Below are 17,178 nucleotides of genomic sequence, written 5' to 3' on the forward strand. Positions count from 1 at the left end.
AGTCATATTGTTTTACATTTGCCATCCTTTGGTGCTGACTGGTACTATAGCAGTCTGACGACACCAACCGATCTTTTCACGGCCCCATCACCAGCAGGAAGCTTCTGTGCAGACCATTGCCGGATACCACCCCAGACAAAGACTCTTTGAGAACCACACCACGTTGCTTCTCAGGGCACAGCACTCAGCCACCGGAAAAACGGTATTGCTGAAGCTGTTGAAAGGGGAGCATCCGAAGAATGAGCGGATCAACCGTTTGAGGCAGGAATACTCGCTACTCTCCTCATTTGATTCCCCCTTCATCATCCAAACATACGGTCTGGAGAAACACCTCAACAGCCTGGTAATCGTTCTGGAAGACTGCCTTGACACGTATGACATGCTCAGCGAGGTTATTCAACACAACCCGTTTTCTCTTGAGCAGTTTCTCGAACTTGGAGCGGCAATCGCCCAGACCCTTGCCACTGTTCACGACAGCAACATCATCTATCGCAACTGCAACCCAACCGGTATCCTGATCAGCAAAGACCGGCGCCGCATCAAGTTCTACGACTTTCGACTCGCCACGGAAGAGGACGCACCGGGACCTTCAAGCAGGGAAGTGGCGCTGCCGGATGCAATCGTCCCCTACATATCGCCGGAACAGACCGGCAGAATCGAACATCCCGTCGATTACCGCTCGGATCTCTATTCTCTTGGAATCACCCTTTTTCAACTGGCCACCAGAACCCTGCCCTTTACAGGGGAAAGCGTAGGTGAGCTTTACCACGCCCACCTGGCCAGAAAGCCTCCCTTACCAGACGACATTAACCGTTCCCTCCCCAAAACCGTTTCGGCCATCATCCTCCGGCTTCTGGAGAAAATTCCTGAGCGAAGATATCAGACCAGTCATGGTCTTCTTTATGACCTGCAGCACTGCCAGCAGCAACTCCAGCAAAGGGGAAGTATTGCAGATTTCCCCCTGGGCCGTCACGATGCCTTCCAGACCCTGGAAATCCCCGCTCAACTCTCCAACCGGGACAAAGAGCTGAAATTCCTTGCAGCAAAACATGACGAAGCCGCCAGTGGACAACTGGTTGCCGTTAGTATCTCCGGTGAAGAGGGGGTCGGAAAAAGTTCACTCGTACAAACGTTTATCAACAGACAAGTCCGGGAGGAAACCTACTGTATCTCCGCCAAATTTGACCGAACCACCACGCCACACTCTCCCCTTGATATGGTTGTCCGGCAACTGGTCGGCCTGATTCTCTCGGAAGATAGTGACTCAATCAGCCGCCGTAAAACCCAGATACTCCAGGCACTGGGAAACGAAGGGTCGGTGCTGGCAGCCGTATTTCCCGAAACAGAACAATTACTCGGCCAGCAAGGATCGGTACCCCAACTCACCCAGGCCGAAAACGACAATCGGCTCTTCCGTGTTTTGGGAAAATTCCTGCGGGTTTGTTGTGAAACAGGGCCAGCACTCATTATCTTCCTGGATGATCTGCACTTTGCCAAAGCTGAACATCTCAACCCACTTCACCATATTTTAAGCTCAGCAAGAATTGGCCGCCTGCTCTTTCTTGGCGCTTTCCGGAAAAAAGCCGCAACCATTCCTGGTCCCCTGCAGAAGTTTCTCGAAGCTCTTAACGTCACCAATCCCAATGTGTATGAGTTGCAGCTTGAAAACCTTCAACTTCCCGACATCGCCGAACTGTTGTCAACCATGCTCACCAGGAATCGACGGGAAGTTGGGGAACTGGCCGCACTCTGCCTCCAGAAGACCGGGGGAAACCCCTATTTTCTCCGTCAGTTTCTTGCTGCCGCTAACAAAAATGGACATATCATCTTTTCTCACCCCGCCCAGCGCTGGGAGTGGGATATTTCCGGCATCAATTCCAGCCAGCTCACCCCTAACACCGCAGAGGCGGTGAAAAAAAAGGTCCCGGCTCTATCGGCTGCAACCACCGAATTACTCAGGACTGCCGCCGCCCTTGGTAACTCGTGCTCCCTGGAACTGGTTGCGGCAATTATCGGCCACCATCCGGAACGAGAGCTGGCGCAATTGTTCCGCGAAGGGCTCATGTTCACAACGGACGACATTACCACCCCGCCGTCCCTCCATTTCGCCCACGTCCAGATTCGTGAAGAAGCCTTGCTACCACTGAGTTTAGACGAACGCTCTGCTATAAGGCTACGAGCAGGCAGACATCTGCTCTACACCCTTTCGCCCGAAGAATATAATCACAGACTGCCGGAAATTTCCGAATACCTCGAAGGCGATGATGTGCGCCGGGTCGCCTCGCGAGCCGAGCGCATGGAAATTGCCAAGGTCCAGCTTGACGCCGGCAGACAGAAGATGGGGCGCGAAAACTTTCACGGAGCACACCAGTCCTTTCTCACCGGGCTTGCGGCTCTGCCTGAAGATAGCTGGGAGACAGACTATGCTCTCACCCTTCGCCTCCACACCCTGACCTGCGCAAGCGGGTTGCAGATAAGTGATCATATTGCCATCGACCGCTGTTTCCATGAAGTATGTGCCAACATCACCACTACTCTCGACTCTTGCCTGGTGTACCGCCTGCGAATAAAATCCCTTAAAGCCATAGGAAAGCCTGAGCAGGCCGTTGCAACCACCCTGACAATCCTGAAACAACTTGGGACTACTCTGCCCGAGACCCCGTCCCAAACCAAGTGCCTTTGGTCGCTCTTGACCACCTGGATACGGTTACACCCCTACAACGATAAAAAATTGACTGGTCTGCCAGAAATGACCGACCCAACGGCCCTTGCAACCATGGGTCTTTTGCGCGAGGGGGCCATAGCAGCCTATGCCTGCACCCCCAGGCTCCTTCCATTTCTCGCCGGCCACGCCATCCGGCTGACTCTCCAATATGGCCAATGCCAGGAATCGTACCTCATCGGCTATCTTACCTATGGCTTTTTGCTCTGCGGTCTTTCGACCAGGACAATCGAAGAGGGCTACCGATTCGGGCAACTGGCGATGAAATTTGAAAACACGCGTAACAACAGCACCGTAAAGATCAATCAGGCAATGTTTGCCTACTACAATTTTATCAGCCACTGGAAGGAGCATATTCGCAAGACGCTTCCTCCTCTCAGGCAGACCATGCTCGACCTTTTTGAACAGAGCAATCTTGAGTCTACGGCACATACCGCTTTTTTTATTTGTGCACGTCATTACCTGATCGGTACGAATTTGAGCAGACTGGGATCACGAATTGATGAACATCTTGAACTGGTTCAAACCCTCGACCAAAGAATTGCCGCAAGACGATTAAAAATAATCGGCGAAGCTGTTGCCGCCCTCCAGGGAAAAACAGCAGATCAGGCGACACTGTCCGGGAGTTTCTTCGACGAGAAAGAGGAACTTCAACGTTGCCTTACTACAGGAGACAAAACCTCCTACGCAATCGCGATGGTGCTAAAACTCGTCCATGCCGTGCTGTTTCAAGACCATGCGCACGCCATCCGTTTTTCTGACCAGGCGCGACCATACCTGAAACACCTCACCGCCTCTGCATTGCTCCCGCTCTTCTATTTCTATGATTCCCTGGCGCGACTTGCCTCCTATAACGAACAGGGCCCGATGGACAGGCTGCGTACCCGGCTGACCGTTACCAGGCAGCAGCGTACAATGAAACGTTGGGCTCGGTTGGCGCCGCAAAATTACGCCCATAAATATCTCTTGGTTGAAGCCGAGTGCAAAAGGGTACTCAGCGAAGGTGAAAAGGCGATGGAGCTCTACGACAACGCCATTCACCTGGCCCACGAGCACCAGTATACCAATGAAGAGGCGCTAGCCTACGAACTTGCCTCCCGGTTCTACAGCGAAAGAAAAAAAACCCACATCGCCCGTCTTTATCTACGGGAAGCCCGATACTGCTATTACCGTTGGGGTACTTCTGCGAAAATCAACCAACTCGACAGTAACTCCAATGACGATAACAGCACCATACTCCCCCGGCCGGAATCTCCGGCTTCCTTTAGTCCAGGAGAAGGTGCATCCCGACTTGACATGTTGACGGTCATCAAGGCTTCCAGGGTTCTCTCCAGTGAGATGGTTCTCGACGAGCTGCTGATGAAAATGATGCGAATCATGCTGGAAAGTGGTGGGGCCCAGAAAGGTGCTCTGATCTTCATGGAGGGAGGAGAATGGCTGATAAAAGTATGGGGAAACACGAGCAGAAAGGCCATCATCACCCTTACTCGCATTCCGGTCAACACCCAGAACATCGCCCCGACGTCCATTATTAACTATGTGGCCCATGCCGCAAAAGAAGTCGTGCTGGATGATGCCTGCAGAGACGGCGGCTTTACCAACGATGTTTACGTCCTGGAGAACAGACCCCGTTCCGTCCTCTGTATGCCGATTATCCATCAGGGGGAGATCTTCAGTATCCTCTATTTGGAGAACAACCTGGCTTCGGGGACCTTTCCGCCGGACAGGCAGGAGTTACTGCAGCTTCTCGGGGTGCAGTCCGCCATCTCCTTGAAAAATGCCCTGTTGTTCGAAGAGCTGGAACAAACGGTCACCAGGCTCAATCAGGAGATCGAAAAACGGCAGAACACTCAGCAACAACTGCTCCACGCGGAAAAACTCAGCGCCCTGGGCCGGCTCTCCGCTTCAATAGCCCATGAATTCGGCAACCCGCTGATGGGGGTAAAATATCTGCTGGACGATTTTCGTAAACGCGACACCCTCACCTCAGACGATCAGAAGCTGCTGGAACTGGGACTTGAAGAGTGTGACAGGATGAAAACCCTGATCGGCGATCTGCAGCGGCTGAACAAGCCCTCAAGCGGTAAAAAGAGCAGAACCGATATCCACCCGCTCATCGAGCATGTCCTGCTTTTCCAGAAAAAACACTTCTCTTCCAACCGAATCAAACTGCAAACCACCTTTGATATCGACCTGCCCCAGATAGAGATCATCGTCGATCAGATCACCCAGGTGCTGTTCAATCTGACCATGAATGCGGTGGACGCCATGGCCAAGGAAGGTGGGGTTCTGACCATTATCACCAGGCGGGACGGAAATGACATGGTTATTGAAATCGGCGATACCGGTAGCGGCATCGCCCCCCAACATCAGGAACAGATTTTCGAACCGTTCTTTTCCACCAAGAAAGAAGAGGACGGGACCGGACTCGGTCTTTCTATTTCCTACGGTATCGCCCGCCACCACGGCGGCAACCTCTCGTTTGTCTCCGAGCCCGATAGAGGAACGATCTTTACCTTGACCCTCCCCCTTGATGTGGAAAATATTGAAGCGTCGATAGAGGAAAAGACTCGGAACTGATGGACTCAGTTTCAGCGCCTGTTCAGATTGCAGGAAACGGCCCTTTCCAGTACCAGAGCCAGATGATGGAAGAAATCGTTGGCCGCCACATCATCCGGATTGTTCTGCAGCCGGGTCTCATAGGTGGAAAAGAGACCGGTCAGCACGGAGATGGACTCCAGCTCTTCCAGATCGCCAAGCTTTTCCCAGAGATCTCCGGGAGACGGTGGGTGGTGTGCAGATGACATTATAGTTCGTTAATTGGGGTAGTCTTGTACGGCTACCCCTCGCAATGAGGTGGGATGGTCGGCGGCCCTTCGAGAATCATGTCGGCAATCGTCATTTTGACCTTGGGGTAAAGGTCCCGTCGATATGTGAGCAGTTCCTGTTCGATCTTGGCCAGTTCCATAAGAAGCGATGTCCGTTCAACGCTCGGGGTTTTCAAACCGGTTTTCTCCCGTTCGTCAACCAGCTCCTGACAGCGAAAGCAACCGGGAAACCGCAACATCTGCCCATCGGGCCGACGCATCCGGGCTGGAACCCCGTGGGTCCGGCAGACCAGGAGGCGGTGGGCATACAAAATACAGAGACCATCCTCATTGAGCGGACACATGACCTGGGGACGTTCGCCCCGGGACTCCGCCTGCCGGCATTTTTCGCGGTAATCTGTTGCCCATTTCTGGATTTTTTCACGTTTCTCATCACTCAGCATTCTGAGACCGCGCCAGAGATACGCCCATTCAACGTAGGTATGGTGCTGAAAATAGGAGTCGCAGCAGTTATCGGGACATCCCACACAGCTGAAATCAAGCGCTCCGGCAACTTTATTGTAATCATCTTCCATCCGGGCATAGAGTTCGGTGATACGCTCGGCCAGATGTTCGGGTAATACCAATTCCATCATTACTTCTGCTCCTCAAAATGCTGCACCTGATACAGCTCAATCCTTGGATGCTCCTCTCGCCAGCAGCTTTCCCGAAGACCGGCCTTCCGACAGAGATGGCCAAGAAACAGCTCAGGTGTCGGCAGCTGCTCCCAGACCTGGGGAAGAAAGGTTGCTCCGGCACGACCATGGCGCAAAATGACCCCATCGATACCGGGCCTTAGCTTTGCAGCCAAATCATCACCATCAAGATACTCAAGTACCTTCGGCTGGGTAAGAAGAGAGATATCTATATGAACGCTTGCAAGCTCTTCCTCACTGAGCGGCCTGAAACGGCCATCATGAAAAGCTGCATTATTGGCATTCGACCGCACGTTGTCCCAGAGCGAACCCGACGGCTCCAGGCTACCGATACAGCCGCGCAGCTCGCCGCCTATCTTCAGGGTGACAAAGGTTGCAGCCTCCTCCTGGAAAACAGGATCGGCGGGTGGAGTATCAGTAACAGCTCTGTTCTTCAGTCTCGACTCTATGGTCCTCCGGGCGAGCTGCAGCAGCAGCTCGGCCTGACTCCTGGTTATCTCCACTATCGTCGTGCCTCCCACTCTATGCCCAGCATCAGACAGTTGATACCGCTACCGATCCCCAATAAGGCCCCTTTGTGTCCTGGCCGGAAAACATCTTCTTCCATTGCCATGGCCAGGGTGATAGGTGCTGAAACGGAGCCGACATTGCCCAAGGACCCCAGTGTTTCAAAATTTTTACCGATATCGAGACCCAGGCGTTCAAATAGCAATCGTGCATGGGCCGTGCCGACCTGATGGCAGAAAAAGGCGTCGATATCACCTGCAGCCCAGCCAGGTGTGGCCGAAAATCCCTGCCAGGTAAGCTCTGCCGTTTCCACACCACGATGCAGCAACTCCTCTGAATCGGTCTCCATCAGGGTGGTATTGCTGCCGGCCTGATTACCGTGACAGAGGTCAGAATGAACCGTATTGGCCCGCCAGGCACCATGTCTCAATAGTGGCCTGGTTTCTTCAGCCTGAGCTTTACGCATATACAAACCGATAGAACCCGAGCCGATGGTAAGCGAGGCAAAGGCGGGTTTTATCGCTTTTCGAGTGAGGGTCTGGTCCACAACCAAGGTGCGAAGAGTTGACTCCAGAAGCTCTTCCGCCGTTTCGCCGGAAACCACTAACCCATTTTTCACCTGACCCAGCTCGATCATATTGGCGAGCATCACCATGCCATCCAAAAAACCGAGGCAGGCGTTGGAAATATCGAAAATCAGGCAAGTGGTGGGCAGCCCCAGACGGTTATGGACAAAGGAGGCGGTGGCAGGCTCCATCATATCGCGGGACACCGAGGTGAAGATCAGACACTCGATCTCCGCCGGGTCGACATCGGCTCGTCGCAACACATCACGACCGGCCAAGGTGGCAGCCTCACTCGGGCGGGTACCGTCCAGCCAGAGTCGTCGTTCACGAATACCACTCATCAGCTCCAGCCGTCCGACCGGCAGCTTTAGCCTGTCATATAAGGGGGCCAGCCTGTTTTCAATCTCTTCTGAGGTAAGCACCCTGGGCGGAAGCTCATAACCAAACGTGTCTAAACAAACCTGCGTATACATCATCATGCCAATTCAGTTCCCGCCGCATTCCTTAACGTGTATTTATAGTGCCTTGTAGCGTAATCAACCGCCCACTGCGTTGCCAGCTCTGTGGTTCAACAGAAGAGCTTTTACCTGGTTTGGGTTACCTTGAATAAGTCAATGTTTCATTCAGACCCGCAATTGCTTTAATCGTTCGGTAATTTTCTCCCTGGTGAATGGCCGGGCAATATAGCCGTCGATACCATTTTCAAGGCAGCGCTGCTCTTCACCACTCCCGCCCCAGCCAATGCCGACAATATGGGCATGACGGCCGGAATACTCCTCAAGCCGGCGGATCACTTTTGCCGCCTCGATTCCACCCATCTGCGGCATGCGGGTATCAAGCAGAATGAGATCAAAGGGGTTGAGCGAGGCCTCGTACATCGCCGATCGACCCGACTCGGCGATGGTCACATTCCAACCATTTTCGACCAGACACTGGACCAGTTGCTGCTTGCTCTCCACATCGCCGTCAACCACAAGTGCCGAACTGGTGAGATATGTGGTGAGCATGTTCAAAAGCTGCTTTTTCTCGATCGGTTTAGATATGTAATCATCCATCCCCGCCTGCAGACATTTCTCACGGTCACCCTGCATGGCAAGGGCGGTCAGAGCAATAATGGTGGTCCGTCGTTTTCCGCTCTTTTTTTCCACCTGTCGTATTTTTCTGGTTGCCTCAAGGCCATCCACCACCGGCATCTGTACATCCATCAGGATGATCTGATAATCGTTGACCTCAGCTAAACGACTCGCTTCCTCGCCATTTTCCACACTGGTCACCTCAACCCCAGCCTGGGTGAGCAAGGTCTCGGTGAGGAGTCTGTTGATCGGATCATCTTCTGCCAGCAGGACCCTGGCCCCCTGCAGGGCGTACGTGGAGGTTCGGGCTTCGCGCTCTGCCGCCAGCTGATCCATTTCAAATTCGAGATCAATATCAACCACCTCCCTAAATGGTACAGAAAACCAGAAGGTAGAGCCCTTGCGGCTGCTTGCCAATCCGAGCTCGCCACCCATCATTTTCACCAGCTGGGAGCAGATAGTCAAACCGACGCCAATCCCTTCTGCAGAAGCGGTCTGTCGGGAGCCTGGTTGGCTGAAGGCCTGGAAAATCCGCTGCTGTTTCTCGAGATCGATGCCAGTACCAGTATCATGCACTGAAAAATGGAGGGATAAACGGTTACTGTCGTCGTAACCGTCATTTTTGACAAAAATTGAAACCCCGCCCGATTCCGTGTGGCGGATGGCATTGTTCACCAGGTTGGTGAGTACCTGCACCAGCCGCTTCGGGTCACCATAGACGCTTTCCGGAACGTCAGGGTCGACCTTGCAGGTGAGGGTTATCCCCTTCTGCTCGGCAGCCAGACGGAGCAGATAGAGATCGTGGTCGAGGCTCTCCTTGAGATTAAAGTCCTGGGGTTCCAGGTCAAGCAAGCCCGCCTCGATCTTGGAATAGTCAAGCACCTCACTCACCACCTCCTGCAAACGATCGACTGAAGTGTTCACCATTTCCAGGTACTGCTGCTGCTCGGAGGTGAGCTTCGTTTCAAGCACCAGACTGGTCATCCCGACAATGCCGTTCATGGACGTGCGGATTTCATGGCTCATATTTTCCAGGAATTCGCTCTTGACCCTGCTGTTCTGCTCAGCTTTTTCCAGGGCACTCTCCAGCGCTTTGATCCGTTTCTTCAACTTTGCGTTGGTGCTTTTCAGATCGACAGTCTTTTTCTGTAGTTTGTCTATCTCGCTTTCAATCAACGACACGATTTCACCCTTTTTAGAAATAGTCGGTTTCTTCACAAACCCGGTAAACAAACGGGAAAATCAAAAAAAAACTGCGATCCAGCTCTCTTGATACTCCAACACACACAATAACCTGTCACTCTTTCTCATCATAGGCGAGAACCGTCGCCATCCCTTCAGTCAAAAGAGCAACCAGAGCGCTATAGTCTCGCACCTCACCGGCTCTTGCCGATTTTTCCAGGTCTCTGGCTATCTCAGCCCATTCCGGCTCTCCCATATTTAACAGCAAGCCCTTCAAACTGTGACCAATATTCACCATCTCCGCCGGAACATTATCCGACTGAAGGGCTGTCCTGGCCTCCGCCAGAATCTTGTCGAGAGACTTCCTGGAGCTGTTGACCATCAGCTCGACCTGCTTTTCACCCAGCTGGTAAGTAGAGTGGAAATGGTTTCTCAACCCAGCTATGGTCACGGGTGCAGGATGCGGAAAGGGCGTCGTTTCAGTCATGAAATGTCCAATTGCCTGGTTGATGAGGTAAATATGTCCAACTTTTCATTATCCGTAATATATCGATAACTTTCCCGCAACATTAAACTCCTTTCTATTGCCAGGGGAAAAACTTTCAAACCTCGTTTTTTCTAAACTCCCAGCACATGTGGATTTTCCGGTTTCGTTCAAAATCAAATGGAATAGAGGCTCGGCTGATATCTGAAACCTGGTACTCCTCACGAAGCCGGGAATCAAGCTCAAACTTGCGAAAATTGGTTGAAAAGATAAGTAGACCGTTATCCGCCAACCGAGCCATGGCAAGCGTCAGGAGATTATAATGATCGCGCTGAAGGTCAAACACCCGCCTCTCTTTCTTGGTGTTGGAAAAGGTTGGAGGATCGACAAAAATAAGGTCATACTCCCCTCTCTCCTCTGCCAGCCACACCATACAGTCCGCACTGATAACCCGATTTCTCTCAAAGGCAAAACCGTTCAAGGCAAGATTCATCTTCGCCCAGCGGCAATAGGTAGTTGACAAGTCAACTGTAGTCGTCGACACCGCACCTCCGGCAGCAGCCTGAACGGTTGCTGTTCCGGTATAACCGAACAGGTTGAGAAAGCGCTTATTCACGGCCTCCTCATGAATCCGCATACGTATGGGCCGGTGGTCAAGGAAAACACCGGTGTCCAGATAATCGGTAAAATTTGCCAGGTAACTGCAGCTGCCTTCACGTACCTCAACCATCTTTTTTCTAGCCGATTTCTGCTGGTACTGCTGCTTACCGCGCTGCCTCTCTCGAGTCTTGATAAAAACCCTGTCAGCCCTGATGCCGAGAATCTCCCGTACACATCTCAACACCAACTGGAACCTGGCCGCGGCACTCTCAGCTTTTACTGAGACAGGAGGTGCATATTCCTGCACATGAACCCATTTCTCATAAATGTCTATACTGACATTATACTCTAACAAATCACGATCATAGACGCGATAGCAGCTGATCTGTTCTTTTACAGACCATTTTAGCATTTTTTTCAGGTTTTTCTTTAGCCTGTTGGCAAAATCAGCCCCATCACCCTCTGGAACCCAGCCGGTCATCTGCCAGCGAAAGTCCTGTTCTTCCGGAGGTGGAACGAGGGTTGTCAGAACCCGGCAATGCAACGGTCCATTATAGAGACGAAATTTTTCTTCCCACTGCAGGTTGAAGCTGTCGGTCAAATCCGGATTCGAGATAAAAACAGCCAGCCGCCAGCCGGAAAAACGCTCTCTCATTATCCGCCCAAGCGCCCGATAAAGCCAGGAAACCTCTTCAGTCTCCGATAAGCGTTCGCCAAATGGCAGGTTAGAGAGAACCAGTCCCTTTTCGGGAGGTGACGGAAGTTGCGCAAGCTCAGCCCGCTCAATGCGGATCCGGTCGTCAAGGCCAGCCCGCTTCACGTTCATCCGGGCCGCCCGCACCGCAAGGTGATCTGCATCATAGCCGACAATCACCGGCCAGACCTGATTGGTACCAGCTTCCTCCCGGGCCATTGCTTCATCCACCAGACGACTCCAGATATTTTTGTCGTGCCCCTTCCAGCCCATAAAACCGAAATATTTGCGGAAAAGTCCCGGAGCGCTATCCCCGAACATCAAGGCAGCTTCAATAAGGAGCGTTCCCGACCCACACATTGGATCCACCAGAGAGGCACCAGACTTCTGCATTTGCGGCCAGCCACTCACCTGGACAATAGCGGCTGCCAGGTTTTCCTTTAATGGTGCAAGCGAATTCTCCACCCGGTATCCCCGTTTATGGAGGCTGTCGCCGGAAAGATCCAGAGATAGAATCGCTGTGGTGTTCCTTACCAATAAATGAACCCGAACGCCTGGTCGTTCAGCATCAACGGAGGGTCTTTCACCAAACCGCTCCCGAAACTGATCGACCAGACCATCTTTTACTCGTAGAGCGGCAAAACGACTGTGGATAGACTCGACAGTGTCACCGGTTACCGTACAGTCCACCGCAAAGGTGGTCTGTGGATCAAAATGATTGTCCCAGTCGATTTGTCTGGCACCGTGATAGATGGAATCCTGATCGGTTATGGTGAAAGTGTGCAGTTCAAGAAAAACCCGCGAAGCAAATCGAGACCAAAGACAAGCCCGATAACCGCTCTCCAGGGAGCCACGCCAACTCACCACCCCTTTGCCGGATTCCATATCCCTGCCGCCAAAAGAAGTAACTTCCTCGGCCACCATGGATTCGGTGCCAGCCCCGCAGGTCGCGGCAAACACCAGAGATTTTTCATTTTCAAGCGTCATGAACAAATACCGGTACAAGGTTGATGGGAGAGAAACACATTGACGTCATTGTTGTTTATATATGTAATAGTATAGCAGCGACTACCCTTTCGGCATGGATAATATTTCCCAATGGATCTGTGTGTTGACTGTCAGCACATCGATCTCTCCAGGAAAACAGCCAAAAAAAACTTTTGCCAATTTACTGCAGATTCATTTCAAAAGATAGCCGCAACGATACCGACGGTGAAGGACAACCGCTGTAATTCTTCATCTTATCGAATCAAATTCTCTTGATTTCGCAAGCAATGAGACTAGAATGACGGGTTAATACCCAGGATTGTCCCGGTCTGGAATTTCTATATACTTTCCTTTTACCGTTTTACAGGAGACACCATGAAGAAGAGGATCAGCACTCTACTTTTACTCACCGCCTGTGCAGGATCACTGCTTCTGGCCGCTGGTTGCACCAAAAAACCGGTTATAGCTCCCGATGCCGGCGGTCTTAATTCAGGCAAAACCACCTCTTTTCCCCCTGCCGACGGCAGTGAATTTTCCCAGGACAACCTGCCCGCTGTGGGCAGCCTTGACGACGCATCCGGCAGCGGAGCCGGTGGTCTGGGTGATAATGCCAGCGATGAATATAAACGACTTCACGGCCGTTCATCTGAAGGTTTGAGCCCGGTCTATTTCGACTTTGACCAGTCTGCCATCCGTGGGGACATGACCGACAGGATGGTAATGAACGCTGACTTCTTAAAACAATCGCCAGGCACCCGCATCGTTGTGGAAGGCAACACCGATGAACGGGGAACCAACGAATACAACCTCGCTCTGGCCGAGCGGCGCGCACAGAATGCCAAACAGTATCTTGTCAGACTGGGAATAGATGGGTCCCGGATGCGCACTATATCCTACGGCGAGGAGCGCCCCCTCTTTTTTGGTCAGAATGAAGATTCCTACGCCCAGAACAGAAGAGCTGACTTTGTCGCTGAGTAACGACAGAATTGCCTAATGCTTCAAAAGCCGCAGACCGAAGGAATTCCCCTCTGCGGCTTTTTCATTTTGTGACGACAGTGCCGACTTTTTATACAGATCGTTTAGCTTTAACTGCGGCAAGAACCCTACCACACACTTCTGTGATGTCGATTTCGGTGGTATCGATAAGCAGTGCGTCGTCTGCCTTTTTCAACGGGGCAAGCGAACGTTCCCGGTCGTTTTTGTCCCGCTCTATAGTCAAGGCCAGAATTTCCGTTTCATCAACAATCTGGCCCTTTTCATGCAATTGTCTTACACGGCGACGAGCCCGTTCCTCCGGAGTTGCATCCAGGAAAAATTTATAGGCAGCCTCTGGAAACACAACGGTTCCGGTGTCACGACCTTCAGCCACTATTCTACCCTTGCTACCTGCCTGCTGCTGCATTGCCGTCAGCTTTTCCCGGACCGGCTGCAGTTTTGATACTGCTGATGCGGCCATGGACATCTGCGGTGTCCTGATTACCGCGCTCACATCCTTGCCACAGATGATAACCCCGACATCACTATCGGCATCCTTTGCCGGTAGAAGCTGCAAATCAAGGTTGGCCAGAGCCTTCGCAACAGCCGTTTCATCACCTATATCAACACCACACTCCTCAAGATAACAAGCAACCCCCCGATACATGGCCCCCGTATCGAGATACGTGAAGCCCAAAGCCGCCGACACCTTTCTACTTATAGTTGACTTACCGACACCTGACGGGCCATCGATTGTGACAATCTCTGCTGTTGCGGCCATGGAGCCCCTTTTTATAACCTGTTCGTGAAATTCTTTGATAATTGTTACAGTGAGGCCAGCTTTCCACCAAGGCCTGTGCCCTTTTCAATGTTGTAGGCAACCCGCAGCAGAGTATCTTCACGAAAATGAGGCCCTTGCAATTGAATTCCCACCGGTAGCCCTTCGCTACTGAAACCGCCGGGCACCGACATTCCCGGAATCCCGGCAAGATTTGCCGAGACAGTCAGAATATCGGAGAGGTATAAGGATAACGGATCATCGACATTCTCGCCTTTTTTCCAGGCTGGAGTGGGGACAACAGGGGAAATGAGCACGTCACACTGTTCAAAAGCTCTATTGAAATCGCCCAGAATAAGGGTCCGCACCTGGGATGCCTTTTTATAGTAGGCATCATAGTAACCCGAAGAGAGCGCATATGTACCGATCAGGATGCGGCGTTTGACCTCTGCACCAAACCCGACAGACCTGCTCTCTTTATACATCTCAAGGAGGGTCTCGGCCTCTTTTTCCCGATATCCATACGCCACACCGTCATAGCGGGCAAGGTTGGAACTTGCTTCGGCTGGGGCTATCAGATAATAGACGGCAATGCAATATTCGGTATGGGGCAGCGAGACCTCGACAATTTCCGCTCCTTGCTCCTGTAGTATCCGGATGCCGTTCTCAACAATGGTACGTACTTCAGGATCGAGCCCTTCGCCGAAATACTCACGAGGCACCCCCACCTTCAATCCTTTGACCCCTTCCACCAGCGCCTGGCTATAGTCTGGTACTTCCCTGTTTACAGATGTAGAATCGCGCCGGTCGTAGCCACTGATAACGTTCATCATCAATGCTGAATCGGCCACATCTCTGGAAAAAGGGCCGATCTGATCGAGGGAGGACGCATAAGCCACCAGTCCATAACGAGACACCCTGCCATACGTCGGCTTTAGTCCGACCACCCCACAGAGCGATGCCGGCTGTCGAATCGAGCCACCGGTATCAGAACCAAGAGTGACAAAACACTCGCCTGAAGCAACCGATGTTGCTGAGCCTCCGGAAGAACCTCCGGCCACATACCCTTTTTTCCAGGGATTTTCGGGGACCCCGAAAGAGCAGGTCTCGGAAGTGGAGCCCATGGCAAATTCATCCATGGTGAGTTTGCCAAGTATGACCCCGCCCTCTTTTTTGATAGATTCCACCACCGTCGCATCATAAGGCGGGATAAAATTAGAAAGAATATTCGAACCGCAGGTAGTACGCAGATTTCTGGTACAAAGCAGATCTTTTAGGCCAAGCGGGATACCAAGGAGTTTTCCATTATCTCCCTCCTTTCTCTTTTGATCTGCCTGATCAGCCTGTAGAAGTGCCGCCTCGCCATCCAAGGTTATGAATGAGTGGATGTCGCTGTCCACCTTTTCAATTCTGTCGAGGCAGCTCTGGGTTAATTCGCGTGAAGAGAGTTCACCTGCATCGAGCTTTACCAGGGCCTGAGCCATGGTCAATTCATAGGGCTGCATATCCACCTCAAAGAAAAACAGGCCGATTATCGTTCGACCGTAATTTTGTATATAACGTGTGAGAATCTTGAGAAATCAGATAATTCGCGGAACCTTGAACATTTCCCCGTTTTCTTCCGGGGCATTGGCAAGGGATTCCTCCCGCGGCAGTGAGGTAACCACCCCGTCTTCACGAAAGGCATTCACAGAATTATGGGCGTGGGTAGTGGGCTCGATACCTGTCGTGTCCAGCTCGGAAAGCTTGTCGACATAGGAGAGAATAGTATCCAGCTGCCCGGTCATTTTCACTAATTCTTCTTCATTGAGATTGAGCCTGGCCAGATGGGCTACATGCAAAACCTCTTCTACTGTAATTTTCATAATTTATTTAATAATGAATAAGCGGAATTACTTCTTAGTAACAGGATAAACCCCATCGAGATACTCGTTTGAAAAGACAGACTTATCAGGGGTGAAATCGACAATAGTTTTGGCAAAATAGTCTACGGTCTCGGGGTCGAACTGGCTGCCACTACAGTTATACAACTCTTCCACAGCTTCCTGCATGCTGAGATTTCGTCGATAGTTCCTCCGAGACGTCATGGCATCATAACTGTCAACCACAATGAGAATCCGGGTGAGCAGATCGAGATCTTTGCCAGAAAGACCGTCCGGATAGCCTTTACCATCCATACGTTCATGGTGGTGACGGATAATGAACTGTTCCCTGTCCATGAAACCAAGGGGTTCTATGATATTTGCACCGACGCTGGGGTGTTTTTTTATCAGCAGCCATTCCTCATCGGTAAGCTTTCCCGGTTTCTGTATGCAGGAAAGATCAATGACCAGTTTACCTATATCATGGAACTGGGCTGCTCTTCGCAATACTGTGAGATCCTCTTCCGAGAGATCCATAGCGCGGCCCAGCAACAGCGCATATTCCGTTACCCGCATGGTATGGCCGGCCGTGTAATAATCCTTCTCCTCCATCGCGTTCTGCAGGCTGGTCATGAGCTGAACAGTCGCCTGTTCCAGACTTTTGCTGTAAGTGAGAAGCAGCCGGTTTTTATCCTCCAGCTGTTCAGCCTTTAGCCTTACGTCATCTTCCAGGGCCTCTTTATAGCGCCTTTCCTGCAGGACATACATCCTTTTCTCAATAGCCCGGCGGATCTTGACGTTGAATATATCGAGATCCTCAATTGGTTTGGTGAGAAAGTCGTAAGCTCCAAGGTTTATAGCCTTTACCGCATAATCCATGGATCCCGCGCCGGTGAGAAAGAGAACGGGAATATCGAAATTGAGATTATTCAAGGCGGTGATGGTCTGAAAGCCATCCATATCCGGCATATTGATATCGAGGATGATAACATCAAAACTGTCGTCGACAATATCGAGCACCTTTCGGCCATCATCCGCGGTTATAACGTGATGTCCAAACATTTCCAATATTTTGGAAACTGTTGATCGGACCATCAGATCATCGTCTGCCACCAGTATTTTCGACTGCTCTTTAATCAAGTACGGATCTCCATAAAAGATGTGAATATCAGCACCGACAAGAGTACAGTTTCCGCCTGATTTTTGCAACGCCCCTCAACTTGAA

13 protein-coding genes are annotated in these 17,178 nt (G+C 51.6%); 2 read left to right on the forward strand and 11 right to left on the reverse strand.

Annotation, left to right across the window (positions count from 1 at the left end):
• Nucleotides 1–106 precede the first annotated feature (106 nt).
• Nucleotides 107–5,302 (forward strand): trifunctional serine/threonine-protein kinase/ATP-binding protein/sensor histidine kinase, encoded by a 5,196-nt coding sequence (locus BUF15_RS01090; protein ID WP_073611582.1) that lies wholly within the window; start codon nt 107–109, stop codon nt 5,300–5,302.
• An 11-nt stretch (nt 5,303–5,313) separates the two neighbouring features.
• Here BUF15_RS01090 and BUF15_RS01095 read toward each other — a convergent pair whose 3' ends face one another.
• The 7 genes from BUF15_RS01095 to rlmKL all read right to left on the reverse strand — a co-directional run bounded on the left by BUF15_RS01095 (nt 5,314) and on the right by rlmKL (nt 12,338).
• Nucleotides 5,314–5,529 (reverse strand): hypothetical protein, encoded by a 216-nt coding sequence (locus BUF15_RS01095; protein WP_073611583.1) that lies wholly within the window; start codon nt 5,527–5,529, stop codon nt 5,314–5,316.
• 32 nt (nt 5,530–5,561) lie between these two features.
• Nucleotides 5,562–6,185, reverse strand: a complete 624-nt coding sequence (locus BUF15_RS01100; protein ID WP_073611584.1) for a hypothetical protein — start codon at nt 6,183–6,185, stop codon at nt 5,562–5,564.
• A complete protein-coding gene (gene amrA / locus BUF15_RS01105; RefSeq protein WP_234981073.1) occupies nt 6,185–6,748 on the reverse strand; it encodes an AmmeMemoRadiSam system protein A in 564 nt (187 codons plus the stop codon). The genes BUF15_RS01100 and amrA overlap by 1 nt, the downstream gene beginning before the upstream one ends.
• Nucleotides 6,748–7,797 (reverse strand): 3-oxoacyl-ACP synthase III, encoded by a 1,050-nt coding sequence (locus tag BUF15_RS01110; protein ID WP_234981074.1) that lies wholly within the window; start codon nt 7,795–7,797, stop codon nt 6,748–6,750. The genes amrA and BUF15_RS01110 overlap by 1 nt, the downstream gene beginning before the upstream one ends.
• A 144-nt stretch (nt 7,798–7,941) precedes the next feature.
• Entirely contained in the window at nt 7,942–9,573 is a 1,632-nt protein-coding gene (locus BUF15_RS01115) for a response regulator (protein WP_143170594.1), read from the reverse strand.
• A 115-nt stretch (nt 9,574–9,688) separates the two neighbouring features.
• Nucleotides 9,689–10,060, reverse strand: a complete 372-nt coding sequence (locus BUF15_RS01120; RefSeq protein ID WP_084553317.1) for an Hpt domain-containing protein — start codon at nt 10,058–10,060, stop codon at nt 9,689–9,691.
• A 115-nt stretch (nt 10,061–10,175) separates the two neighbouring features.
• A complete protein-coding gene (gene rlmKL, locus BUF15_RS01125) occupies nt 10,176–12,338 on the reverse strand; it encodes a bifunctional 23S rRNA (guanine(2069)-N(7))-methyltransferase RlmK/23S rRNA (guanine(2445)-N(2))-methyltransferase RlmL (protein WP_073611587.1) in 2,163 nt (720 codons plus the stop codon).
• 375 nt (nt 12,339–12,713) lie between these two features.
• On the opposite strand from rlmKL, the gene pal reads away from it, so the two are divergent.
• Entirely contained in the window at nt 12,714–13,316 is a 603-nt protein-coding gene (gene pal / locus BUF15_RS01130; protein WP_073611588.1) for a peptidoglycan-associated lipoprotein Pal, read from the forward strand.
• An 88-nt stretch (nt 13,317–13,404) separates the two neighbouring features.
• Here pal and cmk read toward each other — a convergent pair whose 3' ends face one another.
• From cmk to BUF15_RS01150, 4 genes are all read right to left on the reverse strand, one after another.
• Nucleotides 13,405–14,094 carry a (d)CMP kinase gene (gene cmk / locus BUF15_RS01135; protein ID WP_073611589.1) on the reverse strand — a complete coding sequence of 230 codons (690 nt, stop codon included), beginning with the start codon at nt 14,092–14,094 and terminating at the stop codon, nt 13,405–13,407.
• A gap of 44 nt (nt 14,095–14,138) precedes the next feature.
• Complete coding sequence (gatA, locus tag BUF15_RS01140; RefSeq protein ID WP_073611590.1) at nt 14,139–15,596, reverse strand: Asp-tRNA(Asn)/Glu-tRNA(Gln) amidotransferase subunit GatA; 1,458 nt, start codon at nt 15,594–15,596, stop codon at nt 14,139–14,141.
• Between the two features lie 75 nt (nt 15,597–15,671).
• A complete protein-coding gene (gatC, locus tag BUF15_RS01145) occupies nt 15,672–15,956 on the reverse strand; it encodes an Asp-tRNA(Asn)/Glu-tRNA(Gln) amidotransferase subunit GatC (RefSeq protein WP_073611591.1) in 285 nt (94 codons plus the stop codon).
• A gap of 27 nt (nt 15,957–15,983) precedes the next feature.
• On the reverse strand, nt 15,984–17,093 hold the full coding sequence (locus tag BUF15_RS01150) for an HD domain-containing phosphohydrolase (RefSeq protein WP_073611739.1): 1,110 nt from the start codon (nt 17,091–17,093) through the stop codon (nt 15,984–15,986).
• Between the last annotated feature and the right edge of the window lie 85 nt (nt 17,094–17,178).

The sequence above is a fragment of the Desulfopila aestuarii DSM 18488 genome (assembly GCF_900143695.1).
Taxonomy (GTDB): Bacteria; Desulfobacterota; Desulfobulbia; order Desulfobulbales; family Desulfocapsaceae; genus Desulfopila; species Desulfopila aestuarii.